Here is a 22,978-nt window from a genome sequence, read left to right as displayed (position 1 = left end):
TTTTACTAGGACAAGAAAACAAGATTTTAGGGGCAGTAGGGAAGTGCACTATCTTCTCCCTCATCTGGGAAAAGTTGCTTTGCATAAGATTTGTTATAAGAGCACCCTTGGAAAAGTGGTGGTTTTGGTCCGGCTGCGCGGGGTGCTGCCAGCGTGGTACTTTGCTGGGGAGCAAGCACCGGTTTGGGAGTTTACGAAACTCATTCCCTCGGCGCATTTCGTAAACTTTGAATCGTAGACGAGTTTCTTAAACTCGCCCTGCCTTATTGAAGCCAGTTGGCCACCAAGTGGCGGGCAGCTGCTAGCCGTTTAAGAAAGGGAGCGTTCAGGTGAATAGTACCGCTGAAAGTACAATTCCAACACTAGGACTATGTACAAATTACTATTACTTTTCGCCTGCCCGGCGTTTTCTCTCTCTTGCGCATTATTATCTGGTGAACCTCGCGCCATCTAAAGGGCAAGGGATAGACCTTCTGACAACGATACTTCACGCACCCCACATGATTACCTCTTTGCGCGCTAAAATCCTCCTTATCCTAATGGTTGTTGGTCTTTCCATTGCCGGCATGGGGGTCGGGGCCAATGTCCGTCGTGACGGAGGTACGCCCGCCGTGGCTACCCAAGGGAGCGGACCGCGTTTGGCCCCCATCGCAGGATACCTGACCTGGGGCGGGTTGGGCCTGGTATTTGGGTGCTTTATGCTACTACTTACAATCGAGCGCAAACGTCAAGACAAAGTCAAGTGAGGCGCTTAGTGATAACTTATCTGTCTAGCCAAACGGTGGTATTAGCTTAGTGAATATTCCCCCTCCGAACGCTGTCACATTAGTTGAACGGTGAATTACAGAACGTAAAAAGGGGTACTGCTGCTTTCTAAGCAGTAGTACCCCTTTTGCTGATTGTTTGCTAGTCGATTACTCGACCGGCTACTCCCCTATTGGTTGGGTGGAAGGAGCGGGAGTAGGTGAGTAGCTATAAACTCCTGGAAACTCGTGGGCGTGTAGGCCTCGGCCGTTCGGGGGGTAGCGTACGCCCCATGAGGGTCCCCTAAGGCCTGAAATAAGGCGGTCATCTCTTGTTGCGCGTAGGCCGTCAGGCCCCATTGTCCTAAAGTTTGCTGTAAGGCAGCGGCTGATTGGCGCTCATACCGCACGGGTTGTCCCCAGGCCTGCGACAGGAGCGCCGTGCACGCGGGCAGCGTGAGGTTCGTGGGGCCCATCAGGTTGCGCGTCCACTGCCCAGCCCACTGCGGGTGCAGTAGATAGTGCGCCGCCACGGCCGCAATATCGGCCACGCTGATGAACGGCATATCGTGGTCTTCCGCGTACGGATACTGGACTACGCCCTGGGTGCGAATGGCGGGGGCCTGTGCCAGGAAGTTTTCCATAAAGTAGCCAGGGCGCAAGGCCACCACGTGGGCCCCCGTGGCATTGAGTTGCTGCTCGAGCTCGCCCACATAGGAAACCGTACCCAGGCCCGGAGCCATCCCCGCGCCCAGGCTGGAAACCAGCACGACGTGGGCAATTTGGTGCGTGCGGACCGCAGCGGCCCCTGCCGCGGCGATGGCCTGGTACCACTGGGGCCAATCGGACACGGCCAAGGGGGGCGGCGGTACCAGCCAGAATAAGGCATCCGCGCCCTGTGCAGCGGCCACGACGGCCCCCTCGTCGGTGAGGTCCAGGGTGACCACCTGGGCCTGAGCATGGGCCGCTACGGCAGCGGGGAGCGAGGTCGGGTTGCGAACGAGCAGCACTGCTTCGCCACCGGCTTGTAGGACGTGCTCGGCGACGCGGCGACCGATGTTGCCGGCGGCCGCGCCAATGACAATACGCATAGGGAGGACGTTAAATAGTGGTAGCAGCAGGCGTAAAGAGCTGTTGGGCCTCGGCCTCCCCACCGAACGCCTCGCGGGCGGCGAGCTGGTTCCAGTATTCGCGGTAGTACTGAATCTGCTGGCCGCGCAACTCGAAGCGCATCACATAGTCCTGGCGGTACGTGCGGTCAGTGCCGGGCACTGGTGCTTCGCAATGCACCTCCGCCCAATGAACGCCCTGCACTACGTCATGGGCGAGGCGCAGCTGGCTGAAGACGAGCGCGGGCATGCCCTGCAAGGCATGGTGCAGATACTGCCCAATGGCCGCTTGGCCTTGTAAGCGAGCGGCTGTCCCCATCTGCGGCGCATAGGGGTACTCGATGGTGGCATCCTCGGTAAAACAGGCGAGCACGGCCGGTAAGTCCGCCGTTTGAAAGCCGAGGAGCAGGTGTTGCAACACGCGCTGGGCGGTTTGGGCCAGAGGGGCCGAAGAAGGCGGGCTAACGGGCGTCAGCAGCGCAATAGGAGTCGTCATGCTGCAAAACTCCGTTCTTTACTACCGAAAAGAAAGTAGGCACCAGAAAGTATAGTAGGTACTGGTAAGTAAGAAATGAGCCCCATGAGCGCAAACGAAGAAAAAAAAGTAGCGGCCCAGCAAAAATTACGCGGTTGGTTGGACGCCAAGTCGAATCTAGACGCGAGTTGCGTCGTCCACCAAGCCTTAAATCTATTGGCCAGTAAATGGCTGCTGCTGATTCTACTGGCCCTGACGCAACGGCCGAAGCGCAATAGCGAGCTGCAACGGCAAATTCGCGGGGTCTCGCCCAAGATGCTGGCCCAAAGCCTGCGGCAATTGGAAGCCAACGGCTTGGTTCACCGGCAGGTCTTCGCCGAGGTGCCGCCCCGCGTCGAATACTCGCTGACCCCCTTTGGGGAAAGCATTGCGCCGTTGTTGGCGGAACTCTGTGATTGGTCCGTTACCTGGGAAGCGAACGTGCAGACGTTTCAGCCAGCCATCGGGTAAAAAGTAAAACGTGGCTACCTACCTATTCTAGCGGCAAGAACTACCGGAATGGCCGTAGTGCCTGAGTAGGTCAAGACCCATACGTAGTTCAAGCGTACGCTTATAACCGACGTTATATTGACCACAAGCTTCTGAGATCCGGACTAGCGAGGTAGGTTGGACATTTTATAAAGGACGCCTTATAAAATGTCCAAGGGCCGTACAAAGGTCTGTTATCTCAAGTTGCCTACGAATCCGTTGGCGACTCCTCACATGAGATAAGGCGGGAAGGACGTTCGTAACTACTGTGTACCCGGTTGAGGCTGTCCCGGGTCTAGGCATCCTCATTGACGCGGATGGAATCCGGAAAGGCAACGTGCGCGCGCAGCTGGGCGGCGTCGATGGGGTCGGTAAAGAGGTAATGCAGTTCGCCTCTGTGGTCCGACCGCCACCCATCTTCCTGCCACCACTGGGCCGGGCGGTTGCCCTCGGCTAGCAGAAAATCAATGACCGGACGCAAGTGGTCGGTGCGCGGGTCGTAGCCGGGGCCGTGTTCGGCTCCCTGAGCCGCTAGCTGTAGTCTAGGCAGGGTAGGTAAATCGAATGTAGCGGATAGTGCGAGAAGTCTGTTCTTCATGTTGGGGGGCGGCCGAAAGGTTGGTACGAAACTCCATCCGCCCCCTCGGCTACGTCCTTGTACCCGTGCCAACGCTTCGGCTACGCTCGCCGCTCGCCCGGCGCAAGCAAGCCTACAGCCTACCCTGTTTACCGCCCTGCCCTACCCTAGCGCTTACTAGCACGCTGGACCGCTTTTTCCCATTTGTTTGCCCGAACAAGAACGTACCAGGGAATTTATTTGCTTTGCATTGTTTAGTAGGGCGGCTTCTTTGTATCCCCTTCCATTTTTCTACTGCCCTTCGTCTGCTTGCCGCCCTCTGGAAGCGGCCGTTTTCGTGCGGCGACTCGCCTTGCCTATGCCCTTGTCTCTCTTACCCGACGACCCGGCTCATATAGCCGCCATCCTGGGGGCGCTACCGGGCAACTTCCTGCTGCTGTTGCCCGACGCGCCGACCTACACCATCGTGGCCATGAGCGCGGAATTGTTGGCGCAGACCGGCCGCGAGGCGGCGCAGGTCGTGGGGCAGAGCGTCTTTGTGGCCTACCCGGAAAATGAAGCGGAGTCCACCAATTCCGGCCCGGCGCAGATGCGTACGGCGCTGGAGGCCACCCTGCGGGACCACCAGCCGCACGAGCTGCCGCTGGTGCGCTACGACGTGCCCGCCCCCGACGGCCGCTTCGAGGAGCGCTACTGGTCGGGCCGCAGCAAGCCCGTGCTCGACGCGCAGGGGGAAGTGCTCTACCTGCTCTTTACCAGCCTGGACCTGACGACGCAGCAGCGGGCCGAGCGCGAGCAGCAGGCGCGTGAGCAGGCCGAACAGCGCGCCCACGAACTGGAAGCTCGCGTGCAGGAGCGCACCCGCCAAATCCAAGAACAAGGTCAGCGCTTGGAGCGCCTGTTTATGCAGGCGCCGGCGGCCATCTGCATCCTCGGCGGGCCGGACTTGGTTTTCGAACTGGTCAATCCCATCTACCAGCAGTTCTTCCCCGAGCGCCAGCTGCTGGGCAAACCATTGCTCGAAGCCCTGCCCGAGCTGACCGACCACGCCGCCTACCACACCATGCGGCGGGTATTTGATTCCGGCGAAACCAACGCGCAGCAGGCCCTGCACACCCCCCTGGCGCGCACCACCGACGGGGTGCTGGAGGACCGCTACTTCAACTACGTCCAGCAGCCGCGCTACGACGAGCAGGGCCGGGTGGACGGCGTGCTCGTGTTCGGCTTCGAAGTCACCGAGCAGGTCCAGGCCCACCGCCTGGTGGAAGCCAGCGAGCAGCAAGTGCGCACGTTGGTGGACAACGCCCCGTTTCTGATGGGCCTGTACGTCGGACCCGAGCTGCGCTTTCACTTGGCCAACCAGGCCATGCTCGACGGCCTGGGCAAGGGACCGGATGTTATCGGCCAGCGCTATATCGACGTGGTGCCCGAAATGGAAAGTTATGGCGTCATCGAGCAAATGCACCAGGTCCTGGCGACGGGGCAGGCCCTGCACCTGCGCGACCAACAACTCGAAGTGGTCATGCAGGGCACGCCGCAAACCTTCTGCTATAATTACAGCTTCATCCCGCTACGCGACGCCGAAGGCCAGGTGTACGGCCTGTTGAACACGGCCGTGGACGTCACCGACCTCAAGCTGGCCAACGAGCAGCTGCGGCGCACCAACGCGGACCTGGACAACTTCATCTACACGGCCTCCCACGACCTGAAGGCTCCCATCAGCAACATTGAAGGCCTGTTGATTGAGCTGCGCGAGCACCTGCCCGAAGGCGGTCCGGGCGCGGCCGTCGTGCCGCAGCTACTGGAGCTGATGCAGAATGCCGTCGAGCGCTTTCAGCTCACCATCGCCCAGCTCACCGACCTGACCCGCCTCCAGCAGGCCCACGCTCAGCCGCCCGAACCCGTGGACGTGGCCGAGCTCGTCGAGGCCGTGCGCCTGGACCTGGCCCCTCAGCTGGCCGCGGCCGGAGCCCGTCTGGAAGTGGCGGTCAGTGCCTGCCCCACCCTCTCCTTTTCGCCCAAAAACCTGCGTTCCGTCATCTATAACTTGCTCAGCAACGCCGTCAAGTACCGCCATCCCGACCGCGCCCCGCACGTACGGCTGCACTGCCGGCCCGGCCGCGGCAGCGCCGTGCTGGAAGTACAGGATAACGGCTTGGGCCTGAGCGAGGCGCAGCTTCCCAAGCTCTTTGGGATGTTTCAGCGCTTGCATACCCACGTCGAGGGCTCCGGCCTGGGCCTGTACATGGTCAAGAAAATCGTGGACAATGCCGGCGGCACCATTGCCGTGGAAAGCCAGGCGGGCGTGGGCACCACCGTTACCGTGCACCTCCCGGCGTAGCCTCCTCCTGGCGGCTACAAACAAGCTATCACGACTTAACGAGGCGGCTTAAAGGCTTACTACAGGCTGTAAACGTGTGCGTTTATAGCAGGTAAAATGTGCGGTGAGCACGTAGCAGAGGGGTTTCGCACCAAACGACACGCAACCTGCTATTGCGGAGACCTGCATTCCAATGTCACTTGCTGATTGGGCAGCCGAGATAGGAGAACTGATTGAACAGCTAGCGTCTCGTCACGAATAGTCGATTATGTTTTCCATTAACAGCCTGTTGCTTGCTAGTAGGCAAATAGGATTTTGGGCAAGGTAGCAGGCGGCTTTTTTTCCTTTTGTTTCTTGAAATCGTAGTTAACATAAAGTTGCTTCTCGGACAGCTTAAATTACCGTTTTCTCGAACCATTAGGCCTCCCTGTCTTCGCGCCTCGGCCTATGGCTCATAGGGCTCGACTTGGTCTTGCTCAGCGGGAACGTTGCAGGCGACCTCGGCACGTGCTGCCTCAGTAGAACGCAGGTATTGTCTCCACAAGACGACACAAGCACTGAGCAGCACCCCACTGGAAATCGCGCCTGCCATCATCACCTCGGTGGTGGTCCAGGGGCGGGGTGAGAGGGGTGCAAAAAGGGTCTTCGCATTTGGCGGGTCTTGGAGCAGCAACCCAGTGGTCCAATTGAGAGCGGCATGTACTCCAATCGCGGCGGGGACGCTCCGCCAGCGGGCAACGACCAACCCGAAGAGCAACGAGCCAACCGTTGTCCCGACCAGCGCAACCTGCCAGGGCCACCCCTGCACCAGGTGAAACAGGGCGAAGAGTAGGGCCGTCACCAGTTGCGCTTTCCAGTGGCCAATGCTGGCGATTAGCCGCTCGAAACTGTACCCACGAAAAACGAGTTCCTCCACGGCGTTCCCCCACAGCAATGCCACAAGAGACAGTACTGCCGCCGTGGGGGAAAACAAGGGGTTATACGCCCAGGGCAACGGAAGGGACACGTTGATGCACAGCGCGACGACCAGCATGAGCAATGCTCCCCCGATGAGCCCGGCCAGCAACTGACCCATCCGGAGCCACGAGGCATTGAGGCCGAGCACCGCGAGGGAACGATTCTCGCGCCGCAAGAAAAGGAAGGTCAGCAACAGCAGGGCGACGACGAGGACCGCGGGATGGGGAACCGGCAGCAGTTGCGGCGCAAGCCAGATGGGGGAGCAGACGACCATAAACACGACGGCGGGCAGCGCAGACCGCGGAGGTTCATTCGGCGCGTGCAAATTGCGAGAATCGTTGCGCTCATTCATGGGTGTGGTTTGAGGATTTCTTCTTACAACAGAGCGGCTCTACACGCCAAGCACTTACTGAATTGCTTTAGGGCACGTTGTCAGTAAGCCGAACGGGGAGCGTAGCGCGCGGCAGGGCTCCCCTAGATGGCCCATCGTCGAAAGCGTTTAGGAGCGTAGCTGGGCATATAACGGAGTGGCGAGGCAGGAGCAGTGTAAAGCAAGTTTAACGCTCCTTTCGGTGAACGCCTAGCAATTAGCTAGCGCCAGGTACCAGATTCCACTTGTTATGAGAGATCAGGCAAAGTATAGCCTCCTGCTTTCACCCTAAGCTGCTACCACGGGATGGCTTCTTGCTGCGAAGTCCACGTTATTCTTCAGTTAAGTCGCTTCACTACTGGGGCATGTTTGTGGTGCTTACTTGTGAAATTATTGCATTTTTGCGGTGCTTGCCCCAGAATCAGCGGCTGTCCGTGCGTTTCCCCGCCGGCAGCCATTGCCTGCCAGTCGTTACTTCCTTATTCCCCTTTTCTATGAAACAACGGTATACTCGTTGGCTGCCGTTAGCGGCCGGCTTACTGCTGCACGTGCCGGCAGCGCAGGCCCAGGATCGCCTCAACTCCCCTCCTGACCGCGCCCCGCAGCGCTTCTCGCCGCTCCCCCAGCCCCTGCTGCCTCTGGGGGCGCCCGCGTTGCGCCATGCCTTGCCGACCGCTAGCAGAACAGTTGACCGAGCACGCCCGATGGGACCAGTCCGTCCGCCCGTCCGCCCGAGTACCCCGGCTGCTACCCCACCGGCCGAGGTTCGCGCCCTGGCCGAGGGCCCCGTCAGCGAACAATGGGTGGCGCGCTTCGACGACAGCAATGCCCAGGGGTATCACGGGGCCACGGACGTCCTGGCGGCTGATGTGGCCGGCAATGTCTATGTAACGGGTTACTCCTTCAGCCCCCGCGGCGGCTACGACTACGCCACCGTTAAATATTCCCCCACCGGCCAGCTGCTCTGGGAAGCCCGCTACAACGGCCCCAGCGGCGGCGGCGATGACGTGCCGGTCCGCCTCCGCATGGACGTAGCCGGCAACGTCTACGTGACGGGTTATTCCTACGGCACGGCGAGCACCGGCTACGATTACGCCACCGTCAAGTATGACGGAGCCAGCGGCGAGCAGCTCTGGGCCGTCCGCTACACCAGCGAAGCCGGGGGGCAGACCCCGAGCAGCGACGACCTGGCAGCCGACTTAGCCGTGGACAACGCGGGCAACGTGGTCGTGACGGGCACAACCTACGGGCAGCAGAGCAGCGGCTACCACTACGCGACCGTGAAATATTCTACCAGCGGCCAACTTCAGTGGGCCCGCCAGTATGGTGGGCCGGCCAACGCGGCGAGTGCTGCCCGGTTGGCCCTGGACCGCACGGGCAACGTGGTGGTTGCGGGCACCGCGTACGCGAGCGCTGCCAGTACTTACGCCACCCTGCAGTACTCCCCCACGGGCCAGCAGGGGTGGGTCGCCACGTATGCGGGCCCGGCCGGGGGCTACAACCTGGTACGTGACCTGGCCGTGGATAACACGGGCCACGTGGCCGTCACCGGGACCAGCGAGAGCGGCCCGAGCTACGATTATGCCACGGTCCGCTACACCCCCACGGGCCAGCAACTCTGGGCGGCCCGCTACAACGGCCCCGGCAACGGCTATGACGAGGCCACCGCCGTGGCCGTCGACAACGACGGCGCCGTGGCCGTGACCGGGTACGCCGATACGGGCGGCAGCAACTGGGACTACGTCACGATCAAGTACGCGGCGGCCAGCGGGCAACAGACGTGGCAAAACACGTACGATGGCGCGGCCAACAGCTATGATGAGGCCCGGGACGTGGTCATCGATCGGGAGAGCCGCGTGGTGGTGACGGGGCGCTCCTACAACGCCACGGGCACGAGCGACTACGCCACCGTCGCGTACGTCGGCCGCACCGGGCTGCCGCTCTGGCAGGTCCGGTCGCCGCAGGCCAGTGCCGGCGAGGCCGCCGCCACGAGCCTGGCCGTCGATATCACCGGTGTCATAACCGTTACGGGTTCCGCCGCCGGTGGCAGCAGCAGCGACTACCTCACCTGTAAGTACACTCCCACCGGGCAATCGTTGTGGCAGGTGCGCTACCGGGGGCCGATCACGCAAGACCGGGTAAGTGACGTAGCGGTGGATGCCAGCGACAACGTCTACGTAACGGGTAACCGGACGGTCAAGTACGCCGCCGACGGGCAGCAACTCTGGACGGCGCCCGGCGGCAGTCAGGTGGCGGTCAATGCGGCGGGCCAGGTGTACGTCCGCGGGCAGGGGATGATTCGTAAATACGCGGCCGACGGGCAGTTGCTATGGGAAACGCCCATCAGCGGGTTTAGCGTGGGCATGGGGGTGGATGCGGCCGGCAACGTGGTCGTGGCGGGCAATCAGGAGAGTGCGTTTAGCACGAACTATGTGACGGGCAAATACGCGGCGGCCACCGGCCAATTGCTTTGGGAAGCGCGCTACCCGGGCCAAATCACGAATGGGGTCGTGGCCCTGGCCGTCGATGCGGCGGGCAACGCCTACGTGGCTGGCCGCTTCCTCAATGGGCGGACCAACCGCCGGGAGTACGCCACGCTCAAGTATTCCCCGCAGGGCCAGCAGCTGTGGGTGGCCTTCTTCGCCGGGCAAGTGGGCGTGCAGGACCAAGAGCCGATCGGTATCGCCGTGGACGCGGTAGGCAACGTGTCGGTGACCGGCTCGGGGGCCAGCACGAGCTTCCCCCTCGATGTCGACTATATGACGGTGCAGTATGCGCCGACCGGCCAGCAGCGGTGGGTTAGCGCCTATAGCAGCGGCGTTGGCGAGGGCGACCGGGCCACGGACTTAGCGGTGGATGCGAGCGGCAACGTAGTGGTAACGGGTCTGACGGCGACGGTGAAGTACGCGGTTAACGGTAGCCCGGTGTGGGCCGCGCGCCACGACGCTACGCTGCTCGAGTACGCGGCGCGCGTGGCCACCGATGCCCTGGGCAACGTGGTCGTGACGGGCAGCACGCGCCCGAACAGCAGCACGGGCACCGACTATGCGACCGTCAGCTACGCGGCCGCCACCGGGCAGGTGCGCTGGGCTACCCGCTACAACGGGCCCGACAACGGGGCCGATCGGGTCACGGCGCTGGCCGTCACGCGTACCAACGCAGTGGTTGTGGCCGGTACTTCGTTTGGGAACAGCACGGGGTTCGATTACGCCACCATCCGCTATGGGCAGGCGAGCGAGGCCCCGGTGAACTTCGTACTAGCAGCAACCCAGGTGGGAACAGTGGAGGCTGCCCGCAGTGCACACCAGGTGGCCGTCTACCCCAATCCGATGAGCACGCAGGCAACCGTACAATTCCGGGCCGCCCGGGATGGCGCGGCGCAAGTGTTGGTCTACAACCAGCTGGGCCGGCAGGTGGCCTCACTCTATAACGGCACCGTGCACCAAGGCCAGCGTTACACCCTGGCCCTGGACGGGCAACAACTAGCCCCAGGCCTCTACACTTGCTCGTTGCTGGTAGACGGGCAGCGCGAAACGGTGCGTCTGGTCATCAACCACTAAGTTGCCGCTTTGCTCCTAAGAAAACGCCTGCAGACGAGTTCTGCAGGCGTTTTTTGTGCGGCCCGCTGCTGCTGGCCGCCCAGCGGGGGATAGCGGACACTTGCTGCGGGTCCAATAGCAAGAGGCATAGCGACGGAGAAGGGATATTCTATTGAACATAACTGGTACTTATCGGACTCGCTTGTCCTCCTTAGTAGGCAATGTTTTCAATAACTTAGTCCACTTCCATTGGGTGCGACGCCACGCATAGTCTAAGAAGAGCGGTGTACCGACGGAGTCATATTCGCCCCCGCGTACATAGATTTCCTGCTGCTGCTTTCCCACCCGCAGGAGTAGGTAACTGACTTCCAAGTCATGAATGGGACCGCTCGGTAAGAAGCGAAGTTTGCCCGGATGCGTTTGGTTGTACTGCGCTAGGTCGCGATAAAATTGCGTCCGGGCCTGGAAGTCCTCTTGGTGCTGAAAGTAAAAGGTGAACGCCTCGGCGGTAGTCGCCACAGCTGGATGATTCCGACAGCAGTCCAGTTTCTTGACAAAGGTCTCTCCGGCCTGCTGCCAATATAGATACGATTCTTGTTCCGTGGTCGTACACGCACAATCTATTTCCCCCTCTTCTAGCAGAATGTCGCAGCCCGTACAGCCACTGCTATAGTAGAGAAGGGTGTCTACTCCCTGCTGTTGTAACACCCGGGTCAGCTGACTCACCAAGGTGTCGCTCGGCGTCTCCACCGAATCATGGGCATGCACGAGGAAAGCGTTGGTCAACGAATCCAACGACTGTCGTTTCAGCGAGGCCGGAACGACACTTGTCTGATTTGGCTGTTCCCCTTGACAGCTCACAAGCCCGCAACTTATCAGTACTAGGAGAAGGTAAAGAAAGTGCTTCACGTAGACAGTGAGGGCGAACAAAGACCTATTACAGCGCTAAACTAGTTAGACAAAAAGCAGAAACAACATTATATGCCAGCATTTCTACCTTTCGCTTTTATTTCATTAATATAAGATTTGTTCTCGGGCCCACCTCGGAATAGTGCCAGTTTTGTGCCCTTAGACGGAGTGCTCCCAACGTGGTACTTTGTCGCAGGTAGTGCTTCAACTGAAGGTACGAAACGCACTCTTGAGAAAACCCCCTCCTTTGATATCCTCACTCCGGCAATACCTGCTCCTAGTGGGCTTTTCTATGTATCGACTTATGTTCTTACTTCTGCTCTGTCGGTTGCCCCTCCCTGTGCAGGGCCAAGGCTGGTTGGTTTCGGCGGACACGACCCACGTCCCCGACTGGCTGCGAACCCGTCAACAACTCCTATCTCTGCCCCAATTGCCGATAGCCACTCACGTAGCCCATTTTCGGCTCTCTGCGCCCGGGCAAGTGGTGGAGGGGTGGCGGACATCCGACGGGAGCTACAGCGGACAAGTACTGAACTGGGTACAAGAAGTTAACCCTAAAAATGATGCGTTGACGAACCGAATACACCGGGTCCTCTGGGCATTGGACTCGGCCACCGTGCGTGGGCTCTTTGATTCACTACAGCAGTTGCACCTGCGCGCCCTGCCCGATGAAACGGCCATTGTGGGGTGGAAACCGATCTTGGATGGCATCAGCTACACCTTGGAGTATGCGACAACAACCACTTACGCAGTTAAGTCCTATGGCAACCCGGCCTCCCAAGGTACGTTGCCGGAAGCCCAGCGCGTGCTCTCATTTGTAGCTCAAACCGTGGAGGCGGAAGCTACTCTGGCCCAGCGTCGCGCCTTTGAAGCGCGCATTCCCTATCAGTGCTACACCGATGGAGGCGGGACCATTACATGCCGTATTCTGACTGCCGCGGACCAAAGAAAGTATAAGCGTGAGCAAAATGGTATAAGCAGACACCGTAAGTGAACTCTGTGGCCATTATGGTCCCGTAGTCCAGTAGATGGGTGTTCAAATAGCCATCGCCTTTCCCAGGACAGACAAGCCCACGCACGCGTCGGTCGTGAGCGCTTTATAACGTTCTATAAATGTTTATTTGCAGCCTGTTACAAGTAAGTGGTATCGGTCCTAAGCACCTTCACTAGTGCTAACTAAGAGGGCTGCGGGCACTAGCCGCCTGAGGACGTATGCAGCTCTGTGAATCTCGAGAGCATCGAAACGTATCCCCGTAGCATAACCTGTTTTCGACCACCTACACCAGATCAAGTTTCTGTTTCTTGCGCGGGTGAAGCATTCAGCAGTGCCTCTAACAAATCAACCAATTCATCTTCATCTACGCAGCCTTCGCTGCTCAGACAATCAGTTGCACATTCAGCAAGTGTAGCGTAATTCGCTTGGCTTAACCGTGGTTTCAGCCAGCGTAAATCTGCTTCCACATTCCTCCTAGTTGCAGTTTCCAACTGAATTAGCCATGCTCGTTCCGAGGTAGGTGTATCGGCTAAGCGTCTCCGGTATTGCTGAATCTTCCATAGGGCCTGTAACGTGTTGGTCACACGCTCACTTTCTCCCGATATCTTTACCTCCTGGACTTTAACTCCGGGGAGAGGTTGTACATCGGATGCTGTTGGCACTTTTGGCTGCGGCAGTTGCCAATCGGCAGGTGTGTCTACCTCTTTGCCCTCGTTAAGTGCCTTGATCCACCTAAGAACAGCTTTGTTGTAACGAATGCCCTGGGTTGCTTGCCAGCGAACTACGGGCAGAAGCAGAAAATAATCCGCCTGGGTTTCGCTCAGTTCGACCAATGAAACTAGAAGTGGGAACAGCTGCTCTTGCTCCCTGAAATCGACCCCTTCTACCCCTATAACAGCTGTTTTCAGTGCTCCCTCCTGTATGAAGTAGGTTGGTAGATGAAAGTACACGTTCAGGATCTGCTCGCTGGCACGCAGGATGGCGTGTACCGCTGCTAGGCTGGCCTGCTTGTCGGTATCTATCCACTGGCGGATACGTTCGCGTACGCCATATACTCTAGCGTCAGCTAGTGTTTCTTGGCAGTGCACATAAAAACGCACACTATCCAGAAGACGTGGATACCAACCGGTTTCTTCCTGTTCCAGCGCAGCCAGTTCGAAGTAGTCATGACGGGCGCTAATGGCTCGTTGTGCGGCTTGCATGGCTGGCAGTTGTTGAACAGCGTTGTTTAGATTATAGGTGGCTAAGTTTCGGCTATTGCTATTGACTGGAAGGATAAGGCCATTAAACTGGCCTACGAAATTGCGTACTGAAGCCATCCATTGCTCGACCCCTCGTTCCACCGCCGCATAATCTCCGAACATCGAGTCAGAGGTATTTGCTGGCAGTTTCGGCCGGCGCTGCCGATGCGCTTCCAGCAGTTCGCTTTGCACCCGGACAGCTTCGTACGCGGTTTTGGCCCGTCCGCTTTGCTGCTCGAGCATCGTTTCGAGAAGTCGAACCATACGCTTGGTAAGCTCTAGCGCAAGTTGCCGCATGGATAGTAAGTGATGCTGCCATTCGTAAACTGATTTAGCCCGGTACAGGTGCAGAATGGTATCGGCCCACATCCGGTTGATGCGCGCAGACCGAGAGATGAGCAAGGTGTTGGCCGTCATCCGTTTTTCGGCATTCATCAGGGCGACCGAGTACAGATATGCCGGGCGGAGTGGAAAAAGAAAGGCCTTGCTGTGGTAATGGGCGTACTCTGGTAAAAAGGTCGCCAACACTTCTAAGCGCTCTACACTCAGGCTGTTTCCTTGGTCGCCCTGGCTAAGATCCAGCAAGTATTCGGCCACTAGGTCTTGGTCCTCCTCTTCCAACGTGGGCGTATCGGTGTGTTGCTTTAAGTAACTCAGCAGCAGCTTTCGGTGCTGCGTCGTAAAGTCACGTCCTGCTGCCGGGTTGGCCAACCATAAGTAAGTAAAGAGTTCTTGAGTTTCGGCAAGTGGCTTGGTACGCAAGGCCTGCAACAGGGCCGTCTCTTCGCATTCGGGCAGTAGTGGCAAAGGCAAATCTAGGCGGTGCAGCCAGTCTCCCAGTCGGCCAAGCCCACGACAGCTGGGGTGCGTTTTGGTCATCGGCTGTTGGGCATGTAACAGCGTGGCAAACAGCAGTAGCTCGGAATCTGTCCACGCCAGTGGGGCCAGTTGGTGGGAACGTTCCAGCAAATGCCGCGGCCCTTCTCCCATTCCTTCTATGTTGCTTAGGCTGCTCAACACGTCAGGCTTAGCAAAGGGAATGGTTTCGTACACGAACAGTTCCAGGCCACCACCCGCAAATACTTCGTCGAGCACAGCCTGGTTCTGCTGCCAGTAGTGTAAGGCCTCTCCACAAAGCAAGCCGTCCAGGGCGGCCGTCATTTCCAAGAAAGTTCGGTTGGCCAGCAGCGGGGCCAGCTGCCCATACAATTGGCGCCGGTCGGTGGCCACCAGCAAGCCCGGCAAACCGGCGAAAAACTCGTGTGTCTGCTCTGAACTGAGCAGCTGGCATACCCCAGCGAGTGTGTCAGCCAGGGGCAGCACTTGGTGCAGCAATTCGGCCAGATGCCGCGACCGTACCGGGTGCAATCCTTCCACTTGGTGGGTACCGAAGCACAAAAAATACTCCCGCTCGAGTTGTTGGAGTACTTCGCCTCGGTCGGAGTCGAAGCCGACAGTATCGGCCACATAGCGCACCAGCTGGGCCGTATCGAGCTGAATGGCCATGCAGTCCGCCACCGCCACTAATCGCAGGATTTCCAGCATAGCCGCGGCGTTGCGTGGTTCTCGGTTGAGTTCGCGTAACTGCCCAGCCAACCGTTCACGTAGTTGCTGCCCCTGGGTGAGCAGGTACACGTATTCAATAAGCAATTGCCGGTCAGCAACAGCCTCCCAGGCCGGTTGCCAGTGGCCGGTGTGCGTGTCCAGCAAGCCACGCCGGTTCAGCTCCTGGTGGATGCGCTCCGCCTCGTCCCGCGCCAGCGTCACATCGATGATGTGCACCGGCAACATAGCACCGGTTGAACCGAAGCGGTACCAGTCCTCTGCCCGGGAGGTAATAAGAAATCGAACGGGCAGATCAGCTACCCGTTCGACCACTGCCGCCCATTCGCTCACCTGAGGACCTAAGCCATCAATCACGACCAATGGCTGCTCGCCTACCCGTACCCACGCTCGCAGATATTCCACAATGGCATTGGCCATTTCCAGCTGGCTGCAGTGTCGGATTTCATATACCTGCCCCCCGCGCTGCTGTTGCGCGTAGCCGGCTTGCCAGGCCAAGGTGGATTTCCCTTGCCCACTGGATGATCGGACCACTACAGCGGCATGAGCCGCCAGCCCAGCTTCGATGCGCGATTCCCAGGATGTTCGACGTACCGGCAAATGGTCGGCAATGTGATGAGGGCGCGCTGCTTGGCCCGCGAAGTAGGCGGCAGCCGGTCGTTGCACTTCCCCCCCGTAACTCACTCGTTCCAGCCAGTTGTGCCGCAGGGCCTCGTTGAGGGGGGCAGAGGAATAGCTATCCTTTACCCGTTGAATGCTCTCAGCTAAGTGGCGGTAGGTGACCGTTACCCGTTGCCGCGACCAGTCAAAAGCGTGATAGAAGACCGCCTTTAGGTACTGTTCCTCGCTACGGGCATGGATGTCAAAGTTGGCCAGTAAGGCCTGCACGCATCGCTCGTGCAGTTGCGCCTCGGTGATGTACTCAAAGCGCAGCCGCTGCAGGAAAACTGTGGCCTGCTCACGGCTCAGGGTCTTATCGAACGCTTGCAGCTTGGCGCCCCAATGCGCCAGAGCAGCAGGTTCGCCCTGCACTAGCGACTGCAATGCCGGGGCTAGGCGCATATTATGCACCAGAGTAAACGTGGCCGTTGATACGCCTTTATATACCTCGAGAAAGTTCTGCAGAACCCCCATTTCCCAGAAGCGGGCGGCGGCCAAATCGTTCACGGATGTTTTCAGTTGCACGTACTCCGACTGCCCGATAACAAGCACATTGTGCAGGTCCACGTCTTCTAGCCCCTCCAGTTGAATGGCAACTGGGCTGCCCGGCAGAAGCAGATTGAGCATTCGTTCGCAGGCATAGAGTAACTGGAAACTGATGCCCCGCAAGTTAATGATGCCCCCCACCCGGCGAGCGGCCAATTCCTCTATATAGCTGGTTAACTCTTCTGGCAGAGCAGTAGCTATTTCTGGTTGTGCCAGAGTTACTTTGTTGGGGGTACGACGCTTCTCTTTATTGTTGGGCATAGTCAGTAAGGCCTACGCTATCCATACGTGGAGCAGCTATGCTGGCTGCATCTGATGAAGTTGAAAGCATCCTCTTAAGCTACGAGTTCACATAAATCGCGGCCGGACATCACCCATATGGCTGCGGGACTCTAGTGGAGAGCTACTACCGGTATACTCGTTTCCTCTAATGGCTTGCTTGTGACGGGACCTACTCTACAGGGGAATGGGCATGACCTTTGTACAAATTCTAGCATGGCTATGTTATCTATACCCGAGTTCTATGAATCCTGCCGCGATTGTCTCATAGACAATATACGATACGAAATTAGATTATGGGCACCCGAGGTGACCTTCACTGACCTTACGGCCACCACAGATGGGGTTGTCCTGCACACGCAAGAGGTGCTGCTACAACAGTGGTTGTCGAAGGCACCTAAAGTCCAGGTTAAGGCAGATTTTATAGAAGCGCTGCTCGAGAAGTTTCCGTTTGCTCAGCGAGATGAGAAGCTGAGCAACTTGCTACGGGATGAGACTCCACCCGAGCTAGCGAGCAAATAGCATAGAAACAAAATGCATTAGACAACCCCGATTATGTAAAGCAACTATTCCACGATACTTTCGGCTACACTCCGCAGAACCCACCGCTACCTGCTCTAAGTTTTTAACAGTAGCGCGTAAATCTCATCTAACGCCCGACGCACCGTCGCGGGATCAGTGAGTTAGCCTACCCCGAATTCGGAGCGAATATACTTGCTAATTCAGCCTAGTACTTACTGCTAAATCGGGGACTAAGACTGTCATACTGGACATTTTGTATCTGTTAGGAAGTGCTTGTCAGATTTAACAACATGGCAGTGGGCTAGATTTTCGGTATCAAGAAACACCAAGCTCTAGATTCTGGCTAAATGAGTGAAAGGTAACAAAACAGGAAGCTCGATAACTTTGGGCCATTTATGCTCTTGGCTATTCGGCCGCGCCTCGATTTACGATGGGCAGAATCTGGTAAAGCATGTCCTTGGGTATGCCCAGCATACCGCGCCTCTCTGCATAATTCTCTAGAAATAAGGCGAAGGGGTGGATGCTCTGCAGTAGCCGCTGCTCGTCCTCGACCGCGCTGATACCTGCCCAAGCTGGAGCCCGCATATAGGCTACGTATTCCTCCAATACATCTTCGAACACCATCCTTCCGTCGCGGAAGTCTTCGTGATAAGCTAAAAGGGTATCCGCGTCAATGATAATTAATGGATGTACGTTGTGCACTGGAAGCCCTTCCTGCTTCAAACTAGCCAATTCCTCTTGAAACCAGTCATTGACGACTAAGTTCAGACCTGGCTGGTTATAAAGCCGGTCGTGCACCACCAGCACGGGATAAACAATTAGCTCGGCCGGGGCGAAGTCGTTGTCGAAGAGCAATTCATGGCGCAGTAGGCGCGCCACGTTATTAGCTAGCTGTTTTGCTGCCTTGGGGTGGTGATTTTCATCCTCGTAAAACTTCTTCTTTACCTCTTCCAAGTAGGTAGCGAAGTCGTGGCCGGCCTTAGCATCCTTGTGTACCAGCACGTCCTTTGACTCAAATAGCACAGCCCGGTGGTCATGGCGGAAGTAGTAGTCCGGTTCGGATTGCCCTTTCAATTGCCAGCCTTCGAAAATGGCCCGGCCACTCAGTGCCAAGCCTCGGCCCTGAAAAATGGTATTGAGCAGTAGATAAAGCAGGTATTGCTCTGAGAACAAGTCGCAGTATACTGATCGCCAATCGGGCTCTCGCTGGCCCTTTGGCAGGGACCGGTTAGCCAGGTTAAATTGAAAGTATAGACCTTTATGCATAGTTTCCAACACAAGCACTGGGTAGGCCAACACGAAAGTACCCGGCGTTTCTTCTACCAGCGGTGTAGCCCGTAAACTAGTGAAGTCCGCTTTATCGAGCGGCTGGCCTTCGCGTAGCGCAAAGTAACGCAGGAAGTTCCGGCCACCCTCGCAGTCCGGCTGGCTGTCGGGTATCTCCACTGAAATACGTCCCGGATTTTCCGCCTGCATGACAGGCTTAGTTATACCGCTGAGTTTTCGAAAGTATTCAGGCCAGTCCTTACAGTCGAAACGTTGCAGAAAAGCTTGGAGTAATGGAGCAAAACGGGCCTCCTTCTCCAGAAACTCGAATAACCGAACTGACTTAATTAACTGCAGGATGGCTATATTAAGCAAGCGTAGGTTCACCAGCTCAAAATCGGAAAACGTGAGCGCCAAGACCATAGCCGCGAGCGGCTGGGTAGGGAGCAGTGCTTTCGCCGCAGCCGAAGCCTGGTCTTGCTCGGCGATGTAAGCGCCGTTCAGTAGCAGACACGCTTTAAATAAGCTCTTTTCTAATTCGGCCGCCGACTTAGTGTCGGGCTCATCCGGCAGTTCAAAGCAATAACAGTAAAGCTGCAACACCGTTTTAGGGTGAAGAAAGTTCAGCCGGTCATGGCCCCGGTTTTGGAGCACCTTCACCCGTGTGTACACCTCGTCGGCAAACAGGTGGTTGTGGGCGCCAAAGAACTGCTGCATGTCCGTGATGTGGTTCCGCTTTGGAGCCGGTATCTGGCTGAGGTAGCCTAATAAATGCGACACATATTGCAGGCGCCGTAGCCGGCTGATACCCGCAAGATACTCCTTAATGGGCAAGGTAGGCTCAGAAAAAAGGTAGATGAAGTCGACAAGTAAGCCTCTATTCATAAGCAGAGCAGGAGCCGATAAGTTAAATGAATGGGTCCTGAACCAATGAACACTAAAAATCAGCCCAGCGTTAATTAGGCGGCCGATTTTAGAAGAATTAGGCAGCTTGCTGCTGAGCTACCGACTTCCAAAGACAAAATTCTGGCTTACCTGGACAGCACTATCACTTCTCCTATGATGTGCGTCATCCTGAAGCAAAGGTTTGATTAATACTCCGATTTTCAAGCATTTTCCCACTGTGCAGGCCGCTATCATCGTTTACTACCAGCAAAATTATAGCAGTGCCTTTCTCACGCTTATTCCAGTTATTTAAGGACTATATGATAAGCATTATGCTAATGCCGAGCTTGATTGTTTCAACTGTCATGCCTTATATGGACACAGCCCCGACCGCACGGCTATGGTGTGCTTGTAAGAGTACTTAAAGCGTAAATGACAACTGATAAACCAACTGTATGGAAATAACTGCGAGCTATAGCACCCCTAAAAAAATCAATCATTCTCGGTTCCGGGTTGTAAATGCTTATTGTACAAAGTGTACACATCTGGATTGAAATTATTCTCTATGTAATGCTTGGTGGCATAGTGCAAAGGGGCTATTGTGCGCAGACGAGTAAAAAAGGCTTTATAGGGCCGTAGTACGGTGAGCCAGTTCACATCAAACAGTTCATAATCGAACTCATCGGGGCGTATGAGCCAACTCTCAAAATCAGGTAGGTCGGTGAGTTGCTGTAAAGCCGTTGTGTCAAAAGGAATATTCTTCTCGTAAATCAGTAAAGCAAAATTTAAGAACGTGTAATTCTGAAACTGAGGATTACCATTCTGAAAGCCACCGAAGCTTCTATGAGCGGTTGGGGCTACTTCTTGTACCCACTGGGCGAAATAAGTGTGCTCGTCGTAAGCCAGAGCATCATGCCAGAGCAGCGAGCGGTACAAATCCGTGTCAAAGTGCTCGTTGAGATATTCTTGAAACTCGGCTCGTAAATATGTCGTGCAAGCGGAGTCTGTGATGCGATGCAGTTGGGCTAGGTGCTTAAAGCCAGCACGTACACCTGTGCCTGAGTAGCAGTTGGCTACCACCTTGCGAATCAAGCTTTTTTCAGTGATTTTGAAGTCGGGATATTGCACGTACAACGCTTCCACAATGGGCGGAATCAGCGGCTGGTAGCGGTTGCCGCGCACCCGATTTTCCAGCAGCACAAGTTCTAGCAGCTTGTGCAAATGCGCTTGGGTGAACAGCTTGCCTTTGCGTTGCAAGAAAAACGCAAGATGTTCAACATCGCTCCAGCCAAGAACCGTTTCTACTGATAGAAAACCGGCCAATGCTTCTGCCATTTCATTGACATCTTCAACGGTCAGCCTAAGGCGGGCTAGAATAATGAAAAGGTTGCTGAAAATATCCGTGATGTTTTCTTCAAAGCGGCGGTTCAGCAAGAACTCTTGTAGTAATGATGTCGCATAAGGAGCATTAAAAATGCCCTTTTGGTAAAATGACTTTAGCAAATTGCGAGTTTGGCTCAGCAAATCTTGCCGGCCCTGCTCGGCTACTACTAGCTTCTTGGTCTTCTTCAGTATACCGGCCAAGTCGCGGGAGTTGATGTGAAATATGGCTTCTCTAACAAAGTACTCATGCATCCTTGTTTCGTCTGCTTCCGGTATGGAATAACCAATCAGCGCTGCTTCAAAAAGCCGTTTGGCTAGTGAACGATACTTTGTAAACCCATCGTAGACAAAGTAATTCAGGTTGATGTGCCGGTAGAGCAAATCATATTGGTACCACAGGTGCAGGAGGTCATCAGGACCTTGATAGGTACCACCCCGCATTAGGGCCCGTTGGCGGTTGAGCAGGCGTGTTATTCGCTCATCTAGCTCGTCCTGTACTTTATAGGCCAGGTCGTCGCGTTCAATATCGAGCAGGTACTTGCGTACTTCAGGATGGATTTCCCCCTCCAGTTCGTCACTGATGACACTTATTAGGTCAATGTCGCGGATATTGGCCAGCAACTGCTCCTGATCGTCGTGGAAATAACTGGACTGAAGCAGGTTATGCAGGTGCAAGCGGTTTTGCTTGGCCAGAAAGTAGGTAACGCCCTGGTCTTGCTGGTTTTTGGCCTGGCGTTCAATAAATAGGTAAATGTCGTGCGCCGTTCGGTAGTTATTTGTGGCAGCTAGGTAGTTGCCATAGGCATATTCAAGCGTGTAGTATTCTTCGTAGCCAGCGGCGCTTTTCAGCTTTTCCAGAAACGCGGTAAGGTCAAGGCGGCGGTACAGGCATATCAAGCACTGACACGTAGCTTTTGGCGACAAGTCCAGCTCTTTCTCGATGCCATCCTGCTCGCCGACGTAAAACATGTGGCGGTAGCTGAAGCCAATGGTGTTTTTGTGGCGGGCGTCTATAGCCTGGTAGTCGCGAACGGCCTTAAAATACGTGATGTGGCAGCGGTTCAGGTACCGGATTGTCCATGCAAGCTTGTGCTCATAATTAGTTACCCCGGCTCCTACTAATTCATCATGCAAGGCTTCGCTGAGCACCAATTGATTGTCCTGTACTGACAAGCCTTCGAGTAACCAGCAAATGTGTGGGTTTAGCGTCAGGAGGGTGCCATCCTGGTAATGCCACACGTGCTGGTTGAGGATATTGAAGGGGTAGAGTGACGCCAGGTAATTGGGATTTACAAAATTCAGCCCTTCGAAGCGCTGCAAGCATTGATATAGCTCATCCACAACGTGCTGCTCACCTGCAACGGGCACCGGAGTTGCTGTGCTGTGAAGCAGCTTATCGGTGCGTGATTCGCCAATTCGGGTGATAAATCGGTCTTTGTGAAACAGCAGCAGTAGCTCCTTCAGCTTTTCTTCCTGGGCTAGCTCGGCCAGCAGGTAATGCTGGTAGCGGCTCCGGTCATTGGCCCAGTAAAAGCGGATTTCTCGAAAATTAGAAACAATTACCCAACGGCACTCGCCACGCATTTTGGGGGCATACTCAAATGCCTGGTCAACGGCCGATTTGGGGTCGGGACGCTTCTGGCGGGCATCTAACTCCGTAGCAGCATCCTTAATCTCAATAACGGCTCGGCAAATATCCGTTGCGCGGTCAGTGCTGAAATAGCCTAGCGCAGCATCTGCCTTGGTGGCATCTACCTTCGTACGTAGTTCTTCTCGCAGCTGCCAAGTGCGAGAGTTGCCGCTGTTAAAGCCTAGCACTTCGCCGAAAAAGTCTGTTACAAAGCGAGACTTCACTTCCTCTTCTTTCAGGCTGGTGAGTTTGCCCGACTTTAATTGTGCAATCCATTCGCCAAGTAGAGCTTGCTTAGCCCGAAGGTCGGCGAACTGACTTAGGCGAAAGCGCGCTAGCGGAGCCCGCAACTGCTCGGCCGTAAATAATGGATTCATAATTAGTGGTTAAGAATAGTGTTTTTGCCAATCCTGCAACGACCTACTGAATAGTTAGATACGCAGCCAGCAGCTTCTCCTTAGTGGACCAATTGTGGTGGATTA

13 protein-coding genes are annotated in these 22,978 nt (G+C 56.4%); 5 read left to right on the top strand and 8 right to left on the bottom strand.

Annotated elements, in window-relative coordinates:
- Positions 1-500 precede the first annotated feature (500 nt).
- A complete protein-coding gene (locus tag MTX78_RS25065; protein WP_243803501.1) occupies positions 501-746 on the top strand; it encodes a hypothetical protein in 246 nt (81 codons plus the stop codon).
- A 188-nt stretch (positions 747-934) separates the two neighbouring features.
- Here the strand turns inward: MTX78_RS25065 and MTX78_RS25060 are convergent, their stop codons facing one another.
- Together MTX78_RS25060 and MTX78_RS25055 are read right to left on the bottom strand one after the other, a co-directional pair.
- Positions 935-1,834 carry an NmrA family NAD(P)-binding protein gene (locus MTX78_RS25060; protein ID WP_243803500.1) on the bottom strand — a complete coding sequence of 300 codons (900 nt, stop codon included), beginning with the start codon at positions 1,832-1,834 and terminating at the stop codon, positions 935-937.
- Between the two features lie 10 nt (positions 1,835-1,844).
- Complete coding sequence (locus MTX78_RS25055) at positions 1,845-2,348, bottom strand: nuclear transport factor 2 family protein (RefSeq protein ID WP_243803499.1); 504 nt, start codon at positions 2,346-2,348, stop codon at positions 1,845-1,847.
- A gap of 84 nt (positions 2,349-2,432) precedes the next feature.
- Between MTX78_RS25055 and MTX78_RS25050 the strand changes: the two genes are divergently transcribed.
- A complete protein-coding gene (locus MTX78_RS25050; protein ID WP_243803498.1) occupies positions 2,433-2,837 on the top strand; it encodes a winged helix-turn-helix transcriptional regulator in 405 nt (134 codons plus the stop codon).
- A 313-nt stretch (positions 2,838-3,150) separates the two neighbouring features.
- On the opposite strand, the gene MTX78_RS25045 is transcribed toward MTX78_RS25050, so the two are convergent.
- Positions 3,151-3,453, bottom strand: a complete 303-nt coding sequence (locus tag MTX78_RS25045; RefSeq protein WP_243803497.1) for a hypothetical protein — start codon at positions 3,451-3,453, stop codon at positions 3,151-3,153.
- A 337-nt stretch (positions 3,454-3,790) separates the two neighbouring features.
- Between MTX78_RS25045 and MTX78_RS25040 the strand changes: the two genes are divergently transcribed.
- The gene (locus MTX78_RS25040; RefSeq protein WP_243803496.1) at positions 3,791-5,773 is read left to right on the top strand and encodes a PAS domain-containing sensor histidine kinase; all 1,983 of its coding nucleotides are present in this window, start codon (positions 3,791-3,793) and stop codon (positions 5,771-5,773) included.
- A 424-nt stretch (positions 5,774-6,197) separates the two neighbouring features.
- Here the strand turns inward: MTX78_RS25040 and MTX78_RS25035 are convergent, their stop codons facing one another.
- Complete coding sequence (locus tag MTX78_RS25035; protein ID WP_243803495.1) at positions 6,198-7,061, bottom strand: CPBP family intramembrane glutamic endopeptidase; 864 nt, start codon at positions 7,059-7,061, stop codon at positions 6,198-6,200.
- Between the two features lie 512 nt (positions 7,062-7,573).
- Here MTX78_RS25035 and MTX78_RS25030 point away from each other — a divergent pair.
- Positions 7,574-10,639, top strand: a complete 3,066-nt coding sequence (locus MTX78_RS25030; protein ID WP_243803494.1) for a T9SS type A sorting domain-containing protein — start codon at positions 7,574-7,576, stop codon at positions 10,637-10,639.
- A gap of 168 nt (positions 10,640-10,807) precedes the next feature.
- Here the strand turns inward: MTX78_RS25030 and MTX78_RS25025 are convergent, their stop codons facing one another.
- Positions 10,808-11,137, bottom strand: a complete 330-nt coding sequence (locus MTX78_RS25025) for a hypothetical protein (RefSeq protein ID WP_243803493.1) — start codon at positions 11,135-11,137, stop codon at positions 10,808-10,810.
- A 694-nt stretch (positions 11,138-11,831) separates the two neighbouring features.
- On the opposite strand from MTX78_RS25025, the gene MTX78_RS25020 reads away from it, so the two are divergent.
- Entirely contained in the window at positions 11,832-12,521 is a 690-nt protein-coding gene (locus tag MTX78_RS25020) for a hypothetical protein (RefSeq protein WP_243803492.1), read from the top strand.
- 293 nt (positions 12,522-12,814) lie between these two features.
- Here the strand turns inward: MTX78_RS25020 and MTX78_RS25015 are convergent, their stop codons facing one another.
- From MTX78_RS25015 to MTX78_RS25005, 3 genes are all read right to left on the bottom strand, one after another.
- On the bottom strand, positions 12,815-16,792 hold the full coding sequence (locus tag MTX78_RS25015; RefSeq protein ID WP_243803491.1) for a hypothetical protein: 3,978 nt from the start codon (positions 16,790-16,792) through the stop codon (positions 12,815-12,817).
- 945 nt (positions 16,793-17,737) lie between these two features.
- Positions 17,738-19,483: a hypothetical protein gene (locus MTX78_RS25010; protein WP_243803490.1), complete on the bottom strand. Its 1,746-nt coding sequence runs from the start codon at positions 19,481-19,483 to the stop codon at positions 17,738-17,740.
- A 492-nt stretch (positions 19,484-19,975) separates the two neighbouring features.
- Positions 19,976-22,873 (bottom strand): type IIL restriction-modification enzyme MmeI, encoded by a 2,898-nt coding sequence (locus tag MTX78_RS25005; RefSeq protein WP_243803489.1) that lies wholly within the window; start codon positions 22,871-22,873, stop codon positions 19,976-19,978.
- Positions 22,874-22,978 lie beyond the last annotated feature (105 nt).

It is taken from the genome of Hymenobacter tibetensis (assembly GCF_022827545.1).
Lineage (GTDB): Bacteria > Bacteroidota > Bacteroidia > Cytophagales > Hymenobacteraceae > Hymenobacter > Hymenobacter tibetensis.
This window is presented reverse-complemented; position numbering and strand designations above follow the sequence as displayed.

Excerpts from the sequence above, each read along its gene's own strand:
- MTX78_RS25065 (WP_243803501.1), top strand. The coding sequence starts at position 501 with ATGATTACCTCTTTGCGCGCTAAAATCCTCCTTATCCTAATGGTTGTT.
- MTX78_RS25060 (WP_243803500.1), bottom strand. The coding sequence starts at position 1,834 with ATGCGTATTGTCATTGGCGCGGCCGCCGGCAACATCGGTCGCCGCGTC.
- MTX78_RS25055 (WP_243803499.1), bottom strand. The coding sequence starts at position 2,348 with ATGACGACTCCTATTGCGCTGCTGACGCCCGTTAGCCCGCCTTCTTCG.
- MTX78_RS25050 (WP_243803498.1), top strand. The coding sequence starts at position 2,433 with ATGAGCGCAAACGAAGAAAAAAAAGTAGCGGCCCAGCAAAAATTACGC.
- MTX78_RS25045 (WP_243803497.1), bottom strand. The coding sequence starts at position 3,453 with ATGAAGAACAGACTTCTCGCACTATCCGCTACATTCGATTTACCTACC.
- MTX78_RS25040 (WP_243803496.1), top strand. The coding sequence starts at position 3,791 with ATGCCCTTGTCTCTCTTACCCGACGACCCGGCTCATATAGCCGCCATC.
- MTX78_RS25035 (WP_243803495.1), bottom strand. The coding sequence starts at position 7,061 with ATGAATGAGCGCAACGATTCTCGCAATTTGCACGCGCCGAATGAACCT.
- MTX78_RS25030 (WP_243803494.1), top strand. The coding sequence starts at position 7,574 with ATGAAACAACGGTATACTCGTTGGCTGCCGTTAGCGGCCGGCTTACTG.
- MTX78_RS25020 (WP_243803492.1), top strand. The coding sequence starts at position 11,832 with ATGTTCTTACTTCTGCTCTGTCGGTTGCCCCTCCCTGTGCAGGGCCAA.
- MTX78_RS25015 (WP_243803491.1), bottom strand. The coding sequence starts at position 16,792 with ATGCCCAACAATAAAGAGAAGCGTCGTACCCCCAACAAAGTAACTCTG.
- MTX78_RS25010 (WP_243803490.1), bottom strand. The coding sequence starts at position 19,483 with ATGAATAGAGGCTTACTTGTCGACTTCATCTACCTTTTTTCTGAGCCT.
- MTX78_RS25005 (WP_243803489.1), bottom strand. The coding sequence starts at position 22,873 with ATGAATCCATTATTTACGGCCGAGCAGTTGCGGGCTCCGCTAGCGCGC.